This is a genomic window from Viridibacillus sp. FSL E2-0187 (genome assembly GCF_038006425.1).
Lineage (GTDB): Bacteria > Bacillota > Bacilli > Bacillales_A > Planococcaceae > Viridibacillus > Viridibacillus arvi.
The window spans coordinates 209,028-231,601 of sequence record NZ_JBBOVG010000001.1 but is presented as its reverse complement, the minus strand read 5'-3'; the positions used below and the strand labels follow the sequence as shown (position 1 = coordinate 231,601).

Annotated in this window: 20 protein-coding genes; 9 read left to right on the top strand and 11 right to left on the bottom strand. The window is 37.3% G+C overall.

Going from position 1 to position 22,574, the window contains the following annotated elements:
• Nucleotides 1-196: 196 nt before the first annotated feature.
• Both MHH85_RS01055 and MHH85_RS01050 read right to left on the bottom strand, forming a co-directional pair.
• Nucleotides 197-1,945, bottom strand: coding sequence for an ABC transporter ATP-binding protein (locus MHH85_RS01055; RefSeq protein ID WP_340705693.1), 1,749 nt, complete (start codon nt 1,943-1,945; stop codon nt 197-199).
• Entirely contained in the window at nt 1,945-3,684 is a 1,740-nt protein-coding gene (locus tag MHH85_RS01050; protein ID WP_193737459.1) for an ABC transporter ATP-binding protein, read from the bottom strand. Before MHH85_RS01050 ends, MHH85_RS01055 begins: the two co-directional genes overlap by 1 nt.
• A 595-nt stretch (nt 3,685-4,279) precedes the next feature.
• On the opposite strand from MHH85_RS01050, the gene MHH85_RS01045 reads away from it, so the two are divergent.
• The 3 genes from MHH85_RS01045 (at nt 4,280) to rsgA (ending at nt 8,328) form a co-directional block, all read left to right on the top strand.
• Complete coding sequence (locus MHH85_RS01045) at nt 4,280-5,629, top strand: hemolysin family protein (RefSeq protein ID WP_340705692.1); 1,350 nt, start codon at nt 4,280-4,282, stop codon at nt 5,627-5,629.
• 87 nt (nt 5,630-5,716) lie between these two features.
• Nucleotides 5,717-6,613 (top strand): cation diffusion facilitator family transporter, encoded by an 897-nt coding sequence (locus MHH85_RS01040; RefSeq protein ID WP_340705691.1) that lies wholly within the window; start codon nt 5,717-5,719, stop codon nt 6,611-6,613.
• Between the two features lie 632 nt (nt 6,614-7,245).
• A complete protein-coding gene (gene rsgA, locus MHH85_RS01035; RefSeq protein WP_340705690.1) occupies nt 7,246-8,328 on the top strand; it encodes a ribosome small subunit-dependent GTPase A in 1,083 nt (360 codons plus the stop codon).
• A gap of 50 nt (nt 8,329-8,378) precedes the next feature.
• On the opposite strand, the gene MHH85_RS01030 is transcribed toward rsgA, so the two are convergent.
• Entirely contained in the window at nt 8,379-9,029 is a 651-nt protein-coding gene (locus MHH85_RS01030; protein ID WP_193737463.1) for a response regulator transcription factor, read from the bottom strand.
• An 11-nt stretch (nt 9,030-9,040) separates the two neighbouring features.
• Nucleotides 9,041-10,156: a GAF domain-containing sensor histidine kinase gene (locus MHH85_RS01025; protein WP_193737464.1), complete on the bottom strand. Its 1,116-nt coding sequence runs from the start codon at nt 10,154-10,156 to the stop codon at nt 9,041-9,043.
• A gap of 589 nt (nt 10,157-10,745) precedes the next feature.
• Here MHH85_RS01025 and MHH85_RS01020 point away from each other — a divergent pair.
• The 3 genes from MHH85_RS01020 to MHH85_RS01010 all read left to right on the top strand — a co-directional run bounded on the left by MHH85_RS01020 (nt 10,746) and on the right by MHH85_RS01010 (nt 12,551).
• Nucleotides 10,746-11,171 (top strand): disulfide oxidoreductase, encoded by a 426-nt coding sequence (locus MHH85_RS01020; RefSeq protein WP_340705689.1) that lies wholly within the window; start codon nt 10,746-10,748, stop codon nt 11,169-11,171.
• Nucleotides 11,172-11,642, top strand: a complete 471-nt coding sequence (locus MHH85_RS01015; RefSeq protein ID WP_193737466.1) for a thioredoxin family protein — start codon at nt 11,172-11,174, stop codon at nt 11,640-11,642. It begins immediately after the preceding gene.
• A gap of 63 nt (nt 11,643-11,705) precedes the next feature.
• The gene (locus MHH85_RS01010) at nt 11,706-12,551 is read left to right on the top strand and encodes an RluA family pseudouridine synthase (protein WP_340705688.1); all 846 of its coding nucleotides are present in this window, start codon (nt 11,706-11,708) and stop codon (nt 12,549-12,551) included.
• Between the two features lie 976 nt (nt 12,552-13,527).
• Here the strand turns inward: MHH85_RS01010 and MHH85_RS01005 are convergent.
• Nucleotides 13,528-14,358 (bottom strand): aldo/keto reductase, encoded by an 831-nt coding sequence (locus MHH85_RS01005; RefSeq protein WP_340708107.1) that lies wholly within the window; start codon nt 14,356-14,358, stop codon nt 13,528-13,530.
• Nucleotides 14,359-14,555: 197 nt separating this feature from the next.
• Between MHH85_RS01005 and MHH85_RS01000 the strand changes: the two genes are divergently transcribed.
• A complete protein-coding gene (locus tag MHH85_RS01000) occupies nt 14,556-15,854 on the top strand; it encodes an NCS2 family permease (protein WP_340705687.1) in 1,299 nt (432 codons plus the stop codon).
• A 47-nt stretch (nt 15,855-15,901) separates the two neighbouring features.
• Here the strand turns inward: MHH85_RS01000 and MHH85_RS00995 are convergent, their stop codons facing one another.
• The 3 genes from MHH85_RS00995 to queG all read right to left on the bottom strand — a co-directional run bounded on the left by MHH85_RS00995 (nt 15,902) and on the right by queG (nt 18,040).
• A complete protein-coding gene (locus MHH85_RS00995) occupies nt 15,902-16,078 on the bottom strand; it encodes a hypothetical protein (protein ID WP_193737469.1) in 177 nt (58 codons plus the stop codon).
• A gap of 337 nt (nt 16,079-16,415) precedes the next feature.
• Nucleotides 16,416-16,889 (bottom strand): tRNA (uridine(34)/cytosine(34)/5-carboxymethylaminomethyluridine(34)-2'-O)-methyltransferase TrmL, encoded by a 474-nt coding sequence (trmL, locus tag MHH85_RS00990; RefSeq protein ID WP_038189061.1) that lies wholly within the window; start codon nt 16,887-16,889, stop codon nt 16,416-16,418.
• A 14-nt stretch (nt 16,890-16,903) separates the two neighbouring features.
• On the bottom strand, nt 16,904-18,040 hold the full coding sequence (queG, locus tag MHH85_RS00985; RefSeq protein ID WP_340705686.1) for a tRNA epoxyqueuosine(34) reductase QueG: 1,137 nt from the start codon (nt 18,038-18,040) through the stop codon (nt 16,904-16,906).
• Between the two features lie 62 nt (nt 18,041-18,102).
• On the opposite strand from queG, the gene MHH85_RS00980 reads away from it, so the two are divergent.
• Both MHH85_RS00980 and MHH85_RS00975 read left to right on the top strand, forming a co-directional pair.
• Nucleotides 18,103-18,792: a B3/B4 domain-containing protein gene (locus MHH85_RS00980; RefSeq protein WP_340708106.1), complete on the top strand. Its 690-nt coding sequence runs from the start codon at nt 18,103-18,105 to the stop codon at nt 18,790-18,792.
• Between the two features lie 12 nt (nt 18,793-18,804).
• Nucleotides 18,805-19,320 carry a DIP1984 family protein gene (locus MHH85_RS00975; protein WP_193737471.1) on the top strand — a complete coding sequence of 172 codons (516 nt, stop codon included), beginning with the start codon at nt 18,805-18,807 and terminating at the stop codon, nt 19,318-19,320.
• Between the two features lie 219 nt (nt 19,321-19,539).
• Here the strand turns inward: MHH85_RS00975 and MHH85_RS00970 are convergent, their stop codons facing one another.
• Genes MHH85_RS00970 through MHH85_RS00960 form a run of 3 tightly spaced genes read right to left on the bottom strand, consistent with a single transcriptional unit; the run spans nt 19,540 to nt 22,559 of the window.
• Entirely contained in the window at nt 19,540-20,544 is a 1,005-nt protein-coding gene (locus tag MHH85_RS00970) for an ABC transporter ATP-binding protein (RefSeq protein ID WP_340705685.1), read from the bottom strand.
• Nucleotides 20,541-21,470 carry a C40 family peptidase gene (locus MHH85_RS00965; RefSeq protein ID WP_340705684.1) on the bottom strand — a complete coding sequence of 310 codons (930 nt, stop codon included), beginning with the start codon at nt 21,468-21,470 and terminating at the stop codon, nt 20,541-20,543. Before MHH85_RS00965 ends, MHH85_RS00970 begins: the two co-directional genes overlap by 4 nt.
• Nucleotides 21,471-22,559, bottom strand: coding sequence for a dipeptide epimerase (locus MHH85_RS00960; RefSeq protein WP_340705683.1), 1,089 nt, complete (start codon nt 22,557-22,559; stop codon nt 21,471-21,473).
• Between the last annotated feature and the right edge of the window lie 15 nt (nt 22,560-22,574).

Below are 22,574 nucleotides of genomic sequence, written 5' to 3'. Positions count from 1 at the left end.
TTTATTCTTCTCTTTTTTTGTGTCACTACTTATTAGTGGCATATTAAATGTCTTTTTGGAAACCACTTCAAAATTGAACTGGCTTACCTCTATTACCTTTTGTGCCGTTCTTTCTATTTTCATCACCACTATAATGAACTGATTTTCTAATTAAAAGAGACCCTTCAATTGTTTGAGCAATTGAAGGGTCTTCATATTAACTAATATTTTTTTCACCTGATTGCAGTTTATACATTTGTTCATAACGCCCACCTTGTTTCAGTAGCTCATCATGAGTACCCTGTTCTACAATTTCACCACGGTCTAATACTAGAATGCGATCTGCATTCTTAATAGTAGAAAGTCTATGTGCGATGATAAATGTCGTGCGCCCCTTTTTCAATACATCCATTGCGTGCTGAATAATTTCCTCAGTTTCCGTATCTATATTGGAAGTCGCTTCATCAAGGATTAATATCGCCGGGTCAAAGGCAAGCGCTCTAGCAAATGAAATTAACTGACGTTGTCCGGAAGATAAAGTACTTCCTTTCTCAATCACAGGTTCATCTAAACCTTTCGGTAGATTTTTCAAGACGCGTTCACCACCAACTGCATCCAATGCTTTCTGTACAGTGTCACGCGTAATTCTAGGGTCTCCTAAACTAACATTCGATTCAATCGTACCCGTAAATAGATAAGGGTCTTGCAATACAATTCCCATATGCTCTCGGATGGTTTGACGTGAATGCTCTTGAATATTGATACCGTCAATTGTAATCGCACCTTTTGAAACGTCATAAAAACTGAAAAGTAAATTCATGATAGAACTTTTACCAGACCCCGTATGACCAACAAGTGCGACTGTCTCCCCTTGCTTCGCTTCAAAATCAATATCTTTTAGCACATATTCTTGTTCCTTATAAGCAAACCACACATGCTCAAAGCGAACATTTCCTTTATAACGTGGAATACGTTTATCGACTACAGGCTCCCCTGGTTGATCTAATAATTCAAAGACACGCTCAGCTGCAACGTTCGCTCTTTCTAAGCGAGCCAACTGATTGACAATGCCAGTTACAGGATTAAATAAACGTGTAATATAGTCAACAAAAGCATATAGCATACCGACTGAAATAGCAGCTGCACCATTCATTTCAGCACTGCCAAAATACCAGATAAAAAGGACAAATGTAAGCGAACGAATAACGCCTACTAAATTGTGAGACGTAGCTGCATCTAATATAAGCAATTTATTTTGATAACGATAATGCTCTTCATTTAGTGCCGCAAATTCATCTTCAATTTGTTTTTCGCGACTAAAAGCTTGAATGATAGTCATCCCATTAATTGATTCGTTGATCATACCGTTCATATCAGAAACTTTTCCTCGAACAATATGATTGTACTTAGAAGCATACTTACGATACACAATCGTCCAAACAATTAAAATTGGAATAACAAATAATGCGATTAATGCCATCTTCCAGTCAAGGAAGAATAAAGCGATATAAATCCCAAAAATCGTCATAAAGCTCGCTGCAAATTGTGAAACAACCGTTACAAACAAATCACGAATAGCTTCCGTATCATTTGTAACACGCGCAACCACTTTTCCAGCAGGCAAATTATCAAAATAACGAATCGGCAATGTTTGAATATGCTCATAGACTTCATTGCGCATTTTTTGAATTATACGATTTGCGCCCATTTGAAGTAAAAGATACTGACCGTATCTAAAAATAGCGGCAACAACTGCTAATCCGAAGAATACAGCCAATAAAATTGCAATCGGCTGAAAATCAATACCTGCGACTTCTGCTTTTGCAATATGATCATCAATAATTTTCTTTGCTACTAATGGTCCCGCTAAGTCTGCGGCAACTGCAATTGCTAATAATAATAGGCCTGAAATAAGTAGCTTTTTGTACATTAAAGCATATTGAAATAATCGTTTACCAGTACCCATTATTTCACCCCCTCAACTTGCTGACGGTCATGCTGTTCTTTGTACCAGCCCTCTTCTTCAAGCAATGTTTGATGTGTACCTTCTTCAACGATACGACCATCCTCTAATACAATGACCCAATCCGCATGTTGAATTGCCGATAAGCGGTGTGTCACAATTATAGTCGTTTTGTCACTTCTAGCTGTTTGGATATTTTGAATAATTGTTGCTTCTGTTTTAGCATCCACTGCTGACAAGGAATCATCTAATATTAATATTTCTGGATCACGAATTAATGCACGAGCAATTGAAATACGTTGCTTTTGCCCTCCTGATAGCGAAACCCCTTTTTCACCAACTAATGTTTGCAAACCGAGTGGTAGCATTTCTAAATCACGCTCGAAGTTTGCTAAACGGATTGCTTCATGTAATTCGTCCTCTGTAGCATCTGATTTACCAAACAAAATATTCTCTTTCACTGTTCTAGAAAATAGTACGTGGTCTTGAGGTACATAACCAATCCAGTTACGAACCTGTTCTTTTGTTTGATCATGAATAGGACTATTTGAGACAAATAGATCACCTTCACCGTTTGGATATTCACGTAATAGCTGTTTAACGACCGTCGTCTTTCCACTACCTGTTTTCCCAACAATTCCTAGCGTTTGGCCTTTTTTCAAAGAAACTTCAAGGTTTGCCAGGTTAATAGAAGATGATTGTGGATATTGGAATGTCACATCTTTAAAAACAATAGAATCTGGATTTTGAATGATTGTTGGCGTTTTTGGATCAACAACATCTTCTTTTTCGTCTAATGTTTCCTGGACACGATCAAGTGAAGCATTTCCACGTTGCATAACATTGATAAGTTCTCCAATCGCAAACATTGGCCAAACGATCATACCTAGATACACATTAAATGTAACTAGCTCACCTAAAGTCATCTCTTGCTTAGACACTAAATAAGCACCAAAACCAAGACCAATCATATAACTAAGACCTGTTAAAATCTTTGTAATTGGATTAAATAATGCATCGATTTTCTCGACATGCATATTTTTTTTGTAAACATCTTCTGTCATTTCACTAAATTGCTGCTCTGTAGCACGTTCTTGAACGTATGCACGAACAACACGAACACCCTCTACAGCTTCAAGTACACTATCATTCATTTCACCAAACACGTCTTGAGCTTTCATATAGCGCTCATGAATTCTCTTACCAAGAATTTGCATAACGATTGCTAATATCGGTAAAGGCAATATTGCTGCTATTGTTAGTTTCCATGAAACAAGGAATCCCATTGTTAGTAAAATTGTTAATAAGTATAATGTCGAATCAATTAACGTCATAATACCAAACCCAGCTGTTTCAGAAACAGCTCGTAAATCGTTTGTCGCTCTCGCCATCAAATCTCCTGTACGATTTCGTTCATAAAAAGGTGGAGACATTTTCAAAAACTTTGTCATAAGCTTTGATCTCAGTTTACGTTCAATTACATTCGCTCCACCAAATAATTGATACTGCCAAATAAAGTTAACAACATATGACAACACCAAAATAACTAGCATCGCAGCAATGTAAAACATAAGAGAATGACTTGTTAATGTTTCTGAATGGATCGCATCAATCGATTGGCCAATAATCCAAGGTGGCGTCACTTCAATTACATTAGCTACTAGTAACAATGCAATAGCTATTGCGTAACGCTTTCGATTTTCTTTAAAAAACCATTTTAATTTAAATAAAACCTCAAACATTTATTATTCCTACTTTCCTATTCTGTTTTTCACTAACCGTCTTCAATCGAATCCTTGTTAAATTTCTTTTTCCGCTTTTGAATAAACATATTCAGCTCTCCTTTTTGAATTTTGCACTCGTAATTCACTTAAAAAGGCAACAAAAAAAGCGCACACTCCTTTCAGAGCATACGCTTTTGAAAAAAGATACAGGTATCTACACCCATACCAATTAGTTATTAAAGTTAAATTACAGAATTAATTGCTGAATAGGTAGGTGTGGATTCATTATTTAATTGTATAAATAAACTTCTTAACTTTTTCATAATCCATACCTCCTTTTCCATAAATTATTTAGTGCCTCTCAATATTAGCACTCCGAATTTTGAATTGTCAATACTTTTAGAATAAATTGGGTAATTTAATTATTTCCTTACTTTTGACGATATTTCTTACTTCAATAAACAATTATTATTAATAGTCAAATTAAATCATGTAGATGATTTGTTTTTTCAACTTAGTTGTCATATCATTGTATTACTTAACTATTTTTTATATCACAGGAGGTGTACACTTTGTTCTCACCCCTCATTTGGGTCTGGAACAAAGGAAGTCTTTGGACATAGCCATACGGTTGACAGCATTCGCTGTCTTGATCGCATGTTCGGCTTTTTTCGTAGCAACTGAATTTTCTATCGTTAAAGTCCGAACAACTCGAATTGATCAGCTTATAGCTGAAGGTAACAAAAAAGCATTAAAAGCAAAAAAAGTAGTATCTAATTTGGATGAATATTTATCCGCTTGTCAGTTGGGAATTACGATTACTTCTTTAGGACTTGGTTGGCTAGGTGAAGAAACAGTATCGATTTTATTGAGACCGATATTTGATTTATTCGCACTTGAAGGAAGTGTGACATCCGTTCTATCCTTCGTGTTGTCATTCTCTATCGTGACATTTGTTCACGTTGTAGTTGGTGAATTAGCACCAAAAACATTAGCCATTCAAAAGGCAGAAGCTGTAGCATTAGCAACAGCAGGTCCTTTAATTACGTTCCACAACGTCATGTATCCATTTATTAAAGCATTAAACTTCTCTGCTCGTTCATTGTCATCACTTTTCGGGTTAAAGGATGTATCTGAGTCAGAAGTGGCAATGACAGAAGAAGAATTACGTATGATTTTATCGGATAGTTTAAAAAGCGGTGAAATAAATCAGTCTGAATATAAATATGTGAATAGCATTTTTGAATTCGACGATCGTATTGCCAAAGAAATTATGGTGCCTCGTACTGAAATCATTGGTATTGAAAAAGAAATGACTCTTAAAGAAGTTTTCGAAGTGATGGGCGTTGAGCAGTATACGCGCTACCCTATTATTGATGGAGACAAAGACCATATTATAGGTCTCGTCAATATGAAGCATCTTTTAACTGCTTACATTAAAGACCCAACTAATGGTTCAAAATCAGTAACGGAATATATGCAACCTATCATTCGCGTCATCGAAACAATTCCAATTAGTGACTTATTGTTGAAAATTCAACGAGAACGTATTCATATGGCCATTTTAATGGATGAATACGGTGGTACTTCTGGTCTTGTAACAATCGAAGATATTATCGAAGAAATTGTCGGTGATATTCGAGACGAGTTTGATGCAGACGAGATTCCTGAAGTTCGTAAAGTAGATGAAAACCATTTTATCTTTGATGCCAAAATGTTAATTGAAAACGTTAACGATTTCCTTAAAATTGACATCAATGAAGATGATATCGATACTATCGGTGGTTGGTTTATGACCAAAAACTTCGATGCCGTTAAAGGCGAAGCAATAATTGAACAAGGCTATGAATTTATTGTAAAAGAAGTAGATGGTCATCATATCTTATACTTAGAAGTTATTAAGTTACCAGATGAATCCAACAACGAATCACTAGAAGATACAAACTCATCTTCTGAAGAATAAATATGAAAATTTAACAAGAAACGACGCACACTAATATGAGTGTGCGTCGTTTTATATTGCCAAGAAATTTTGCAAGGGGGAAACATTGTGGAGCTATACACAAATTTAAGACAAGGGGAAAGAGGTGCTTGGCTAAGCATCGCCACTTATCTCATACTCAGTACCGCAAAGCTGACAATTGGTTTTATAGGTGCATCTACTGCATTAAAAGCTGATGGACTAAATAATACAACAGATATTATCGCTTCTGTTGCAGTTCTAATTGGATTACGTATTTCACAAAAGCCACCAGATGGGGATCACCACTATGGTCATTTAAGAGCTGAAACGGTTGCTTCCCTTATCGCATCATTTATCATGGCAGTCGTTGGACTCCAAGTGTTATTTAATTCAGGCAAAAGTTTTATCGAGAACAACCACTCTTCTCCTTCCCTGCTAACAGCAGTTGTCGCTATTATTAGTGGTATTATTATGTACGGTGTTTATCGTTATAATTTAAAGTTATCTGAACGAACTAAAAGTTCAGCTGTAAAAGCAGCTGCTCTCGATAATCGTTCAGATGCACTTGTTAGTTTTGGTACTGCAATTGGTATTTTAGGTGCTATCGTTGGTTTTCCGATAATTGATTCCATTACCGCCATTATCGTTGGTATTATAATAATTAAAACAGCCTATGAAATATTTTTTGAAGCTGTTCATACATTAACAGATGGCTTTGACGAAGAAGAGGTTGAAACGTTATCAACTCTTGTCCGCAATGTAGATGGTGTTATTCATCTCATAGATTTCAAAGGACGTAATCATGGGAATATGGTGTTTGTAGATTTAACAGTCACTGTTAATCCTGAACTAAATGTTTGGAAAAGCCATCAAATTACCGAAGATATTGAAAATACGATACGACTAGCAAAACCATTGACAGTAGTACTTGTTCATATTGAACCAGAAGGCTTAGTACATAAACATAATTCTGGTTTAATGTAATTTTTTGAGAATAATTGAATATTTATATTGACTTTATTTTTCCATTTTGTTAATCTAATAACAACTTTAAGGAAAGCAGGTGAGGTTTTATGACAAATTTAATGAGCATTGCATCAACGCAAATCGGTTTGTTACAAAATACTCGCCATCCGTATGCTTTTTAAGGATACTTTCTTTTATTGTGCGTGTATAAACTGTAGCTGCCGATTTGCAGCTACAGTTTTTTTATTTTAAATGCTGAAGGCGCTCGTTTAGACTCGACAAGCACTGGATCCTTCGAATCGAAAACATCTCTTCAGTTTTCGACTGAGAAGGTGGAAGTGACCTCGAGAGTCTAGCGCCTGAAGCTGGATATCTAAATTAAATGCTGAACACGACCGCTTAGCTACGCCTGGCACTGGAGGGCTCGAACACAAGACGCTTTTTGTCTGGTGCCAAGAGACCGAAGTGACCCAAGTAGCTGGCGTGTGAAGCTGGATATCTAGAGGAAGGCAACCTAATTTCGCGGCAAGGTCGATGGAAAGCGGAAACCAAAGTCACTCTTTGACTTTGAGTGCCCGACCGCAACGACCTTACAGAAAAATAGTCGCCTCAGCTCAATATCTCTACACACACAATAGGAGGATCTACAAATGACAAAATTACAAGATTTCGGCTGGAATACAACTTGGGAAGAAAAATTTAAAATTGCCCAAGCTTCAAATAAATTAGCAAAAACAATTCCTGGACGTGTATTGCTAGAGCATAAGCACTCCTACCGTGTTATCACGGAACAAGGTGAATGGCTTTCTAGTCCATCAGGCAGCTTCCAACATACTGCTTTTGAACGTCGCGACTTCCCTGCAGTCGGTGATTGGGTATTAGTTGAACAGATGCCTGGTGAAGAAAAAGCGATTATTCATGCCGTATTACCGCGTACCTCTCTGTTCTCTCGTAAAGCCGCTGGATTAACTACAGCAGAACAATTAATCGCAGTCAATGTCGACATCGTTTTTTTAATCATGAGTTTGAACTTAGATTTTAATCTTCGACGATTAGAGCGCTATTTAATCGCTGCTTGGGATTCAGGTGCCACACCAATCATCGTATTAACGAAAAAGGATCTATGTGAAGATGACACACCTTTTATTCAGGAAGCAGAATCTGTTGCATTTGGTGTACCCATCCATACAGTAAGTAGTTTTACTGGTGAAGGCATTAATGAGCTTCAACAATTATTAGTTGATGGTAAGACAGCTGCACTTTTAGGATCATCTGGTGTTGGTAAATCATCTTTAACCAATGCACTATGTGGCACTGAAGTAATGTTCGTCCAAGAAGTTCGTGAGGATGATGATAAAGGTCGCCATACGACAACACATAGAGAATTATTCAAGATTCCAGGTGGTGGATTATTAATTGATACCCCGGGAATGCGTGAATTCCAGTTATGGGATCAAGGTGAAAGCTTAGATAGCAGTTTTAAAGATATAGAAGAACTTTCATCTCAGTGCCGCTTTAGAGATTGTGAGCACAAGCGTGAACCTGGATGCGCAGTACAAAATGCAATTCATGAGGGTACACTAACAAACGAACGATACAGTAGCTATATAAAGTTAAAGCGAGAATTAGCTTATATTGAAAGAAAAACTAACGCTCAAGCACAAATTGCTGAACGTAATAAATGGAAACAGGTTTCAAAAACCTTACGCCAAAAACCTCAGAAAAAACGTTAAAAAAAGCTGTCCTATCAGTCATTTCGATGACTAAGGGACAGCTTTTTCTTTTATTGTTGCTCACTCGGTTCAGTTAACCCATGTTTAACAGCATAAAGTGCAGCTTGAGTACGATCTTGTACTTCTAATTTTGAAAAAATATTCGAAATATGCGTCTTCACAGTTTTTTCTGTAACAAAAAGCGAGGATGCAATTTCTCTGTTACTCTTACCTTTTGTTAGTTCAGCTAGGACATCACGTTCTCGAGGTGTTAAAGTATGTTTCATATGTGGCAAATCTTCTTGCATCTCTCGACTTTTAATAAGTTGAGTTGTCGCTTGTGGATGCAATGTATTTTCTCCTGCCATTATTCTGCGGATTGATGTCACCAATTCATCTGGTTCGATATCTTTCAACTGGTAACCTGCAGCTCCCGCTTCAATTGCAGGAATGACATGGTCACTATCCGAAAAACTTGTCAGCATTAGTACCTGCGTGTCAGGAAATTTTGCCTTAATACGTTTTGTAGCTTGGATACCATCTAATTCAGGCATAACTAAATCCATTAAGACGATATCCGGCTTTAATTCCGACGTTAACGCTACTGCTTCCTTACCATTTTGAGCTTCACCAATAACTTCTATGTCCTTTTGCGTTTTCAGGAAAAACAATAATCCTCTTCTTACAACATGGTGATCGTCTGCGATTAATACTCTAATCATCGAAATCCCCCTTAATATGGTAGACGGATTAAAATTTCCGTTCCTCTTCCAATATTACTCACCCAATCAACCTTGCCGCCAAGTGCTTTTGCACGATCTCGCATGCTTTGCAAACCGATTGATGGTAATTTTACAAGAGAGTCAACTTGAAATCCTCTACCTTCATCTTTGATAACTAATAACACATCTGTCTGTGTAATAATGACGAAAATTTCTGCGTCCTTAACACCAGAATGCTTACGTACGTTATTTAGTGCTTCTTGTGTAATACGAAATAATGTTTCTTCCACACGAGAAGGCAATTGTAAAACACCCGAAACATTCACAGATAGATTTAGACCTAACATTTCAGCATAACCTTTAATCGCTTCCATTAAGCCACTTTCTAAACCTTTAGGGCGTAATTGCCAAATTAAAGCTCGCATTTCTGTTAAGGCTTCTTGCGTTAAATTCTGAATTTCCTTAAACGTTTCCTTCATTTCTGGTTGCTCAGCCATTTCAATTCCGGCACGAGATGTTAACGTAACAGAGAATAATAATTGATTCACTGAATCATGCAAATCTCTCGCTAATCGATTTCTCTCTTCAACTAGTGCCATTTGTTGTTCTTGTTTTGTTAGTAAAATTCGTTTTATTGCGGATCCCATTTGGAAGGCGACTGATTCTAAAAGAGCTAGCTCATCATCAGAAAAACTGACTGTATTTGGCGTAGCCACATTTAATAGCCCAAAACGCTCTTGTCCAGATTGCAAGGGTACTGTGGCATGATGGGTAATCCCACCATCACCCTCTAGTTCAGCAGCATTGGCGCTTTCAATGCGCTGGCATTCAATAATATTCGAAGCTTTTTTTAATTCATTATTCCGATAACGTGATACACACCAACAACCACCTTTTTCTAAAAAATGACAGTTATTATGCTTTAAAGCTTGTGGCAAGTTTTCATGCGCTATGAGCTCATGTCTACCTTTTTTATTAATAAAAAATACCCAACCTGTTTCAAAATTCGTGCCTGCTAAAAATTTTCTCAGAGCACCTTGCAACATTGCTTGAATTTCAGTTTCTTCATTTAGAAGTTCGGCAATTTCCTTGAGTAAACTAATGTTCGAATGATCATTTTGCTGCATGTAATTGCCTCCTTCCTTTTTCCAGCTATAAATATATTGTACCTACTATGATACCACTGCCTGTCATACATTCGCATGAAATAGTCCTCATTCTTTTGACTGAGAAAATAGAAAAGCCACCATTTCTACTCATAAAATGCAGTGGTTAAAACTTATTATTCTTTTGAATATTGTAAACGATATAAATTATGATGAAGTTTTTTCAAATGAGCACATTAATGAACTCTCAACCTTGTAATTATAATTGTCATGTCCTTTAATGACAGGTCTCCAATAAAATTGACGAGTCACACCTTTTCGTACATCATTAAGTAATTGTACTACTTTTATATGGTGATAATTAGTATTGACTGTACCTTCATTTTTGTATAATTTATAGCCAACTAGATTATCATTGGTATAATAACTATTATCATTGTGTGCAGTTCATCATATTAATTAAGGCTAAATATTAGTCTGAAACCTTGCTTTCACAAGATTGCCTTATTTCTATAATAGAGAAGTTTTTATTAAGGATAAAATATTTTACATATATATGCATTCCCTCTATAATTCAAAGGGAAATACTCTAATACTAGGAGATATCTGTATGTCAAAAAAAGTTGAGAATAGTTTACTATTCATCTGGATTGTCTCATTGGTCGCAATGCTAGGCTCCCTATTTTTTTCAGAAATTCAACAATACGAACCTTGTAAGCTTTGTTGGTATCAACGTATTTTAATGTACCCGATTGTCATCATTACAACCGTAGCTTATATCCAAAAAAATGCACGTATTGCTGTAACTTTAGCTGTTTTCTCCATAATCGGTGGCTGTATTTCCATCTACCATTATGGTATTCAAAAATTCGAATTTTTATCTAGCTCTGCAGTAACATGTGGTCGTGTACCTTGTACAGGGCAATATATCAACTGGTTTGGCTTCATCACCATCCCATTCCTTGCATTAACAGCATTCGTCTTAATCGCAGGAGCAAGCTTTTACATGTTAAAAGCATCTAAGGAGGAAAAATAATTGAAAAAGCTACTCATCATTGCTGGAGTAATTGTTGTCATATTTGGACTAATCATCTTCTTAAACAACCAAGGAAATGAAGCAAAATTAAAAGATAATCCATACGGCACTAACGATTTAAAACAATCTACAATTGATCTACTTAGCGATAAAAACTATCAAAACATCATTACTCTGACAGAACTTGAGAAAAAGCTATCTAAAGGTGACCCAACAGTGGTATACTTCTTCAGTCCAGAGTGTACACATTGTAGAGCTGCAACACCTAAATTAATGCCATTAGCAAAAAAATTAGGTGTACACATCGATCAATTAAACTTACTGGAGTATGATTTAGATGACAAGTACGGCGTCACAGCCACACCAACACTTTCTTATTATAAAGATGGTAAAGAGATTCAACGTATGGAAGGCGATGCAGACGAGGCTACTTTCGAAGCATTCCTAAAACAAACTGGTCTCGTGAAATAATACAACTAGTAAGGATTATGTTGTACAAACAACGTAATCCTTCTTTTTAATGGAGGAATAATAATGAAACAATCTTGGACATTCACTATTCTACAAGATAACCAAACTATCGAAGAACTACTACGTGAACAATGGAAGCTAGGTAAAAAAACTGTCCACGAATTACGTATGACAAAAGCTATCTCAGATACAAACGGCGAGCTTCTACAATGGAAAGATCCCCGTCCAAAAAGTATGGAAATTGTCATAACTATGGATGTACCAGAATCTTCATATGAAGCAACTCGTGAATGCGAAGTTAAAGTAGTATACGAAGACCCACATTGCTTAATCGTTTCTAAACCAAAAGGTATGGCTACACATCCAAATGACGTTTGGGATCGCTTCACTTGTATGAATCATGTTATGAATTATATACAAGCACAAGGTGGAGTATACGCGGAGCATGTACATCGACTAGACCAAGGTACAGCTGGACTTTTACTTGTTGCAAAACACCCAATTGCAAAATCCATTTTCGACCGTTTATTAGAAGAGAAGAAAATCCTTCGCGTATATGAAGCAGAAGTTCAAGGCCATATGAAAGAGCGCAAAGGGACAATTCGTGAAGCTATTGCTAAAGATCGCCACCATGGTACCCGCCGTCGCGTTGCACCAGAAGGTCAAATGGCTATTACAAACTTTGAAGTTGTACGTCATCTGCAATATTCAACAATCGTCAATCTTGTATTAGAGACAGGACGTACGCATCAAATTCGTGTACATCTTTCACATATCGGTCACCCAATTGTCGGAGATACTTTATATGATGCAAGAGAAACAGCATCTGGTGATTATTCTCTACACGCTAGAAAACTCCAATTTACTCATCCATTCACAGATAAGAAAATGGAAATTATTGATCAATAAATATTAACAAGGTATCTCTGAGCGTTTTATTGCTTGGAGGTACTTTTTTTATTGGTGGATTTGGGTAGGGATTGGTGTTACTTGATTTGGCTTTAGCGCTTCTCGCTCTGGCTTTAGCGCTACTCACTTTGGCTTTAGCTCTACTCACTCTGGCTTTAGCGCTACTCACTCTGGCTTTAGCTCTACTCACTCCGGTTTTGGCGCTACTCACTTTGGCTTTAGCTCTACTCGCTCTGGCTTTGGCGCTACTCTCCAGCTTTAGCTCTACTCGCTCCCGCTTTAGCTCTTCTCACTCCGGCTTTAGCTCTACTCACTCTGGCTTTGGCGCTACTCACTTGCTTTAGCTCTACTCACTCCGACTTTAGCTCTACTCGCTCCAGCTTTAGCACTTCTCACTTCGGCTTTGGCGCTACTCACTCCAGCTTTGGCGCTACTCACTGACTTTAGCTCTACTCACTCTGGCTTTAGCTCTACTCACTCTGGCTTTAGCTCTACTCACTCCCGCTTTGGCTCTACTCACTGACTTTAGCTCTACTCACTCTGGCTTTGGCGCTTCTCGCTCGGGCTTTAGCTCTACTCACTTCGGCTTTGGCGCTACTCACTCTGGCTTTAGCTCTACTCACTCCCGCTTTGGCGCTTCTCACTCCCGCTTTGGCACTTCTCACTCCCGCTTTGGCACTTCTCACTCCCGCTTTGGCGCTACTCACTGGCTTTAGCTCTACTCACTCTGGCTTTAGCTCTTCTCACCCTGGCTTTGGCGCTTCTCACTCCGGCTTTAGCTCTACTCACTCGGGCTTTAGCTCTACTCACTCCGACTTTGGCGCTTCTCAAGCAATAAAATAAAAAAACGCTAGAAGAAAACACAACATTTTCTTCTAGCGTTCTTTATTATTTTTCTTCTAATACATTCCCTAAAACGTACCTAAATATACGATTCAAGCGTTACCGCGTTGCAACTTGGCGAAAACCTTCAGCATTAAAATTTAAAACTAAAGTTATCTGGGTCTGCGCCTGTTCTTTCGTCTTTGTTTAGCGCGCTAATTAGTTGCATGTCTTCGTTTGTAAGTTCGAAATCGAATACTTGAGCGTTTGCTTGTATTCGGCTTGGCGTTACTGATTTTGGAATAACAATATTACCCAGCTGTAAATGCCAACGAATTACTACTTGTGCTGCAGATTTTCCGTATTTTTGGCCAATACTAGTGATAGTTGCATCATCTATAATTTTACCTCTAGCTAATGGAGACCATGCTGTAACTGCGATGTCATTTGCTGTACAGAAGTCACGTACTTCTACTTGCGTTAAGTATGGGTGCACTTCAATTTGGTTGACCATTGGTTTGACATTAGCAGTAGCAAAGATTTCTTCTAGATGGTGAATTTGATGGTTAGAAACACCTGTTGCGCGAAGTAGTTTTTCATCATATAAGCGTTCAATTGCACGATATGTGTCTTTGAATTTATCAGGTACTGCCCAGTGAGTTAAATATAAATCTAAGTAATCCATATCTAATTTCTTTAATGAAGTCTCGAAAGCACGTAAAGTTTCATCATATCCCTGATCAGTGTTCCAAACTTTTGATGTAATGAATAAATCTTCACGTTTCACATTAGAAGCTTTGACTGCTTCCCCTACTTCTACTTCATTGTTATATAGTGAAGCTGTGTCAATTGCAATATACCCTGTATCAATTGCAGTGGTCATCGCTTGAATCGCTTCTTCACGATCAGTCATTTTGTACACACCAAGTCCAAAACGCGGCATTTCTACGCCGTTATGTAGTGTTTTTGTAGATGTAATATTCAACACATCGCACAACTCCTTCTAATTGATTAATTTCATTATACAAATGTAATCAAATTATTTCGAGAATAAAGACTTTGGGAAAACAGTTGATTTCTCATATAGAAATCATTAATATATTCTTGTTATTTCTCTAAAATGCATAAATATCATGTTTAATGTCATAAAAATTGTTTGTTTTTAAGAAAGAGGGTATTAAAATGTTTCGTTTAAAGGAAAATGGAACGAATGTTAAGACGGAACTTATAGCAGGAATAACTACATTCTTTACTATGATATACATTGTTGTTGTAAATCCAAGTATGTTATCTGCATCCGGGGTTCCACTTGATCAAGTTTTCATAGCGACTATTATCGCTATCGTTATAGGTACTTTATGGATGTCGCTATTTGCTAATTATCCACTTGTTATCGGGCCAAGTATTGGGTTGAATGCATATTTTACTTATTCAATCGTCGTTTCATCAGAAGGCACCATTGATTATTTAACTGGATTTGCAGCTGTTTTTGTATCAGGTATTATATTCGTTCTATTATCACTAACACCGCTACGTGAAAAATTAATTTTAGCCATACCTGAAAATTTAAAACGGGCAATTGCTGCAGGTATTGGTCTATTTATTGCTTTCCTAGGCTTGCGGATGGGGAATATTATTGTCGATAGTGAAAGTAACTTAGTGATGCTAGGTGATTTAACTTCTCCTGGGGTGCTACTAACATTATTCGGATTATTCGTTACTGTAATTTTAATGGTACGGAATGTCAGTGGTGCCCTATTTATCGGTATGTTTATTACAGGTGTTGTCGCAACTTTAACAAATCAATTGCACATTGAAAAGGTGGTTGCAGTTCCTCACCTTCCTGAAGGCATATTAGTCTGGAATCCGATTGAAGCAATCGGCCAGGTTATCTCTTATGGATTATACGGCGTTGTATTTTCTTTCATTTTAGTTACATTATTTGATACGACTGGTACAATGATTGGAGTTGCGAAACAAGCGGGTTTAATGAAAGATGGTAAATTACCACGTGCTCGTAAAGCATTGTTAGCCGACTCAGTTGCTACAACTTTTGGTGCTATGTTTGGTACAAGCCCAACTACAGCATTTATTGAATCTTCTGCTGGGGTTGCTGCTGGTGGCCGTACAGGTTTAACGAGTTTAACTGTCGCTATTCTATTCGTCGCTGCTTCATTCTTTGGACCTTTAGTTAGTGCTATTTCAGGAGTTTCTGCTATTACTTCACCAATATTAATCATCGTGGGTACGTTGATGATTGGTTCTATTAAAGAAATCGAATGGGAAAAATTCGAAGAGGCTTTCCCTGCGTTTTTAATCATTTTGATTATGCCACTTACTTCAAGTATTGCTACAGGAATTGCCTTCGGATTTATCTCTTATCCTATTTTAAAAATAGCGAAAGGCGAGGCAAAAAAAGTACATCCGTTGCTTTATGTTTTTGCTATTTTGTTTGCATTCCAATTAACCTTCTTATCTTAATCATACAGAAAAATGCCCACTGCATATTTAGATGCAATGGGCATTTTTTAATCACGTGGATGAATTGACGGTGCTTTATCTGACTGGACAGGATCTTGTATGCGACCATCACGCTCAAGTTCCTCACCATCACGCATTTTATCCATTTGCTTGCCTAATTGTCTAAGCTCCTCCATAGAAGTTGCCATTGAGCCGTTTTCTGGTTGCTTTTCATTGTTATCCATATTATCCGCTCCTTTAACAAAAATGCATTACTTAGGAATTATTAGCACCTTTCATTCATCCTATTCGATTAATATGTACATTGCAAATAATAAAGAACGATTTCTGCCATAATTTTATAACTGCGAATATTTCATTTTTATACAAAGTAGGCTATACTTGATAAGAACTTTTTATTACCATGAGGAGGGTACTTCCATGAAATTAATCTTAATTCTTGGTGTTTGTGTAGCATTTTTAACTGCAATCTTCACTGGTGGATATGAAGACAAACAAGGCACTTCTGAAAAGTAATCCATCGTATAAAAAAGGACAACCTACTTACAGGCTGTCCTTTTTTTATTTTAAACCAGGGAAATTTTGTTGGCGCATTGCTTCATAGATTAAAATAGCTGCGGTATTTGAAAGATTTAATGAGCGGATATTATCACTTTGCGGAATACGTAAGCAACGATCTTGGTTTCCTTCTATTAACTCCATCGGAATTCCTGTCGTTTCCTTTCCAAAAATAAAGAAAATCTCTTCATCTTGGTTACTAAAATTAAAATCTGAATAGGCTTTATCACCATATGTTTCAATATAATAAAATGACCCACCATCATTCTTTTCAAAAAATTCATCTGCTGAATCATAATACGTAATATTTACGCTATGCCAATAATCTAACCCAGCTCTTTTTAACATTTTGTCGTCCGTTGAAAACCCTAATGGACGAATTAAATGTAAGCTTGTATTTGTACCTGCGCAAGTTCTGGCGATATTACCAGTGTTGGCTGGAATTTCTGGTTGATATAAAACGATATGCAAAGACAACTTTGACACTTCCTTTATTTTTGTGCTAAAAAGGCTAATCCTTTTTCTATTTCTATTATAACCTCAGGATCCTGTTCTTTTTGTAGTGCTACTTGTAAAATTTCTTTTGCTTCTATTACACCCATTTTACCAATAGCCCATGCAGCTGTTCCACGAATTACTGGACGTTCGTCCTTCTGTAAAACTTCAATAAGCTTTGGTATGGATGACTCTTCTTTGAAATGAGCGAGTGCAATAATAGCATTACGCTGAATTGGCTTCTTCCCTCTCCAAGAACCGGAAATATAGCCGAATTTCGCTTTGAATTCCTTATTAGAAATAGTTAATAACGGTTCAAGTAGAGGTTTCGCAATTTCAGGATCTGGCTTAAAAGCATCATGCAGCCAATTTAATTTGCCTTTATTCTTTGGACAAACTGTTTGGCAAGTATCACAGCCATAAATTCGATTACCAATTTTCGTACGAAACTCGTCGGGTAAAAACCCTTTTGTTTGCGTTAAAAATGCTACACAGCGGTTTGAATTCAATTGACCTGCTTGTACAATAGCACCAGTAGGACATACATCAATACAAAGCGTACAATCCCCACATTGGTCAGACATAGGTTCATCTGGAGCAAACGGGATATTCGTAATCATTTCACCTAGATAAACGTATGATCCAAATTCGGGAGTTATAATTGAACAGTTTTTTGCACTCCATCCAATGCCAGCTCGTTCGGCTACAGCCCGGTCAGATAACTCTCCAGTATCAACCATTGAACGCATTTTAGCTTGCGGCAGTTTTTCTTGTATAAATGCTTCAAGTAACGCTAATTTTTCGCGAAGTACTGTATGATAGTCCATTCCCCATGAAGCTCGGCAGAAAATACCTCTTCGCTCCCCTCGCTTTCCTTTAGGTGCATTTTCCATTCGTGATGGATAAGCAATTGCGATAGCAATAATACTCTGTGCCTCTTCTAGTAAAAGGGTTGGTTCAGTACGTTTTTCAATATCAGATTCTTCAAAGCCCGATTGAAAATTGAGCTCCTGCTGGCGACGCAATAAGTTCTTTAACTCAATAAATGGTGCAGCGGATGTAAAACCAATTTTATCTATGCCAATGGTTTTTGCGTACTCAATCAGCTCTTCTTGCAAGTCGTTGACAATCACTTGGTTCTACTCCTTTCTATATGTTACACTTGTGAAAATACAAGATATAGGTGATGTTCATGATAAAAGTTGCATTAGATTCTACTTTATTAAACAAAGTACCAGACTTTAAAATCGGCATTATCCATTATACCAAAATTGTCGTGTCTGAATCTCCTCAAATGATTAAAGGACGTACACAGTTATATCAAGAGAACTTATTTTTAGAATTACAGGACACTCCTGTCACTGAGAGAGAGGGTATTTCTGAATGGCGTAAGCTTTGGAAATCACTTGGTTCTGACCCAAACCGCTATCGTCACTCAGCTGAAAGTTTGATGCGCCGTATTGCCAAACAAAACTACATAACGCCATTTCACTCGGCAGTAGATTTAAATAATTTCTTTTCATTACAATACGAAATGCCAGTTGGAATATATGATATTGAAAATTTAGAGGGGAATGTCACTGTAACACTAGGTGATGAGGAAACGGGCTATGAAGGATTAAACGGCCGTTTCAATTCGCTACATAATATTCTCGTCTCTTTAGATGCTAAAGGACCCTTTGGTAGCCCCTTTGTTGATTCGAAAAGGACAGCTGTAACGGAGAATACTGTTGAAGCACTTCAAGTATTCTATTTACGTCCATCTTTATCTATAGAAAATAGTAATGCATTGTTAGAAGCTGCAGGTAAAATGTTCTCACAAGTGCATGGTGGCGACTTCACGACTGGTCTATTATTCAAAGATCAACAATCATTTGAAATTTAAGGAGGTTCTATAGTGGGTACTATTACATTAGCAGAAGCAGTAAAACTGAAAAGCATATTAACAAAAAAAGTACATGAGCTATCCTCCGAATTACAACGTGTTGCTTTTGTCCAAGTGGAAAAAGGCGAAGAACCAAAACCTTCTAAACGTTTACTTACAGAAGTAGATACTGAACTTGAAGATGTTCGAAAAGATATTCGCATACTAGATAAATTAGTATACCGTGCAAATATTGATCATATTCTTTCATTTAAAGGTGAAGAGTATGCAATTGTAGAAGCAATTGAATTGGCAACACAACTTCGTGCTAGAGCCGCTACCTATAAAGAGTTTGCTCAAGCAGAAAAAGAGGAAATTCAATATGGCTATTCTGACGGTACAACCGTTTATCGTGTTGCCTTATTTGAACCTGAGGAATACCGTTTGAAAGCAGTAGAACTTGAGAAGGATGCGCATAAGTTATCTAACTTAATCAATGCAAAAAACTATACAATCGAAATCGATTTTGATGATAGTAAGTATTTCTAACCTTGAGGCAGTGAGACTCTTCCTCGGGGCGTAATTGGCACGATCACATTATTCATTAGTTGAATTCAAACCGATGACCGATGACCATTTAACATATTAACTGTGACCAATGACCAACCAATGCAAAGGCCCACAAATTATTAGTTAAGCATCACCTGATCTGCCGTTACGAAAAAAACGCGCTCTTCCTTCTTGGAGAGCGCGTTTTTTATATATTATTTAATTGGCAACAGTCTCAAATTGCTCAATGGCAAGTACTTCTTCATCATATAAATGGCAAGCAACATAATGCCCTTCACTTTTTTCTAACCATTTTGGTTGTAGTTGTCCACAAACTGCTTTTGCCATTGGACAGCGGGTATGGAAAACACAGCCTGTTGGTGGATTAATAGGGCTTGGTAATTCCCCTTTAAGAATAATACGTTCCCTTTTCTCTTCTATATCCGGATCAGGGATAGGAATAGCTGATAATAAAGCTTGTGTGTATGGATGTAGGGGCTCATTGTACAATTGTTTACTTGTTGTCAATTCTACCATTTGCCCTAAATACATAACGCCAATTCGTTTTGAAATATATTTTACCATTGATAAATCATGTGCAATAAATAAATACGTTAAACCTTTTTCCTTTTGGAGCTTCTGCAATAGTTTTACTACTGAAGCTTGGACAGAAACATCCAAAGCTGAAATCGGTTCATCGGCAATTATAAACTTCGGTTCAAGTGCTAATGCCCTGGCAATTCCTATCCTTTGACGTTGACCACCTGAGAATTCATGAGGATAACGATTGGCATGATCACGATTCAGACCAACATCCTCTAGTAACTCATATACTCTCTCTTTTAGTTCTTCTTTTGATTTATTTAAATGATGAATTTCTATAGGTTCTGCAATTATTTCAAAGACAGTAGAACGTGGATTTAATGATGCATATGGATCTTGGAAAATCATTTGCATCTTTTTCAAGAAGTTGTTGCGCTCCTTCTCTGTCATTGAATGGACATCTTGATCTTCGAATAAGACTTTGCCATCTGTACGATTATACAGCCCTAAAATTGTTCTTCCTGCTGTAGATTTACCACACCCAGACTCGCCTACTAATCCAAATGTCTCACCTTCCATCACATCAAAGCTTATACCATTTACCGCCTGTAATGTGGTACCTTTGCCTAAATCAAAATGTTTTTTTAAATTTTGCACCGATAAAATCACTTTTTCTGTCATGGTGTTTTCACTCCCGGTCCATAGCGTCTAACAGCACAGATTTCTTCCTCGAATATTGTGCCTGCGAGTTTTATTAGTTCAACTGATTTACCGGTTTGTGGAGAATGAAGCATTTGTCCTTCACCGTAGTAAAAACCTACATGCCTCACCGGCTTGGTACCCTTTTCATCTGCAAAGAATAATAAATCTCCAACTTGCCATTCCTCTTTATTGTCCTTTGATATAGCCATACCATATGTTGCTTGGTCACCTGCATCCCTCGGAATTCGTAGACCGCAAGCCTTTGCCATGTTATAAGTAAAGCCAGAGCAGTCATAACCATACGATGACATACCGCTCCAAATGTAAGGTAAGTCCAAATAGTAAAGACCAAACTGTACAGCCTTATCCATCGACTGTACAATGTCTCCTGTATATTTTACTGCACTCGATTTTAATACTTTCCCTCTTCCTGTTGGCGTATCAACGATATAATATTGTGCTTTCTCGTCTAATACAGGCAATATTGTATTAAAAGTTAAGACAATTTGTGGTGTATCATCTTCAGACCATAATTGTGTTTTATCCACATTCACAATGATACTTTCCGTCGAATCTGAAAGTGGTTGTTTAGACAATTGCACTAAAGGTACCCAACCTGGATAGCCTCTTTCATCCTTATGAGTGGGTTGTAAGATGGCAATGACTTTCGCCCATTCTCCCTGAATTCCCTCTACTATTACTGGTTCACCAAATAATAGCTGCGTTTGAATTCTGTTACTATTACATAAATCTAAACGTTCTTTATAAGGGAGAGCTTCTAACCATTTGACGAGCTGTACGGGTTTTGTAATAGCTGGTTGATCGATTTCTCGAGCTGATTCTGGCTTCGTCCAAATAGATGCTACTGCAACTGAGCAATGCCAAATATTATGTAATGCGGTCATTTAGTTCCCCCCTGTATATACTTCTTCAAAGCCTAATCCACTACGTTCTGAGAAGGTAATATATCTTTCTTTATATGTTACGCCGCCCTTGATTGTTTCAAATTTCAACATTAGAGGCGCATCAAAATCGTAATATTGTATATTCGGTTGACTAGCCGCAAAATGTGCTGCAGCGGTAATACCTATTTTGGTTTCTATCATACTCCCTGTCATACATTGCACCCCATAGCTTTCAGCTAATGCATTGATTTTCAAGGCTTGATATATCCCTCCTGCTTTCATCAATTTAATGTTTATTAAATCCGCTGCACGCATTTCTAAAATAGTTTTTGCATCATGAATTGAAAAGACACTTTCATCAGCCATAATCGGTGTTAATGTATGGTCCGTTACAAATTTTAGCCCATGCACATCATGCGCTATTACGGGTTGTTCAATCAATTCTATATCTAGACCTAAGTCTTCCATTTTAGAAATGGCATACACAGCTTCCTTTGCATTCCAACCTTGATTGGCATCTAGTCGAAGTTTCGTTTTATAGCCAATTTCATCTCGAATTGCTTTTATCCTAGCAATATCATCAGTAATTTCACCGATACCCACTTTTACTTTCAAAACATTAAATCCATTAGCAATATATTTTGCTGCATCAGCTGACATTTCCTTCGGAGCATTTACGCTTACTGTATAATCGGTTTCTATCTCCTTTTTATATCCACCCAAGAATTGATATAGGGGTAGATCTGCTTGTTGCGCAATTAAATCATACAATGCCATATCAATTGCCGCCTTAGCACTTGTATTGCCCACCAACGCAGTATGCAGCTTTTGAAAAACCTGCTCATAAAATCGGAGATCCTGCCCGTTTAATAATGGTCCAAACACTTTTTCAATTGCATATTGGATACTACCTAAAGTTTCACCTGTAATGACAAATGTTGGTGGTGCCTCGCCCCAACCTACCCGCCCATCTTCTACTGTTACACGTACATAAATGGATTCTGCGACCGTTACTGTACGTAACGCAGTTTTAAATGGTTTTTTTAATGGTACCGCAACTTGAAATACATCAATAGATTGGATAATCATGACGTGTCACCCCTT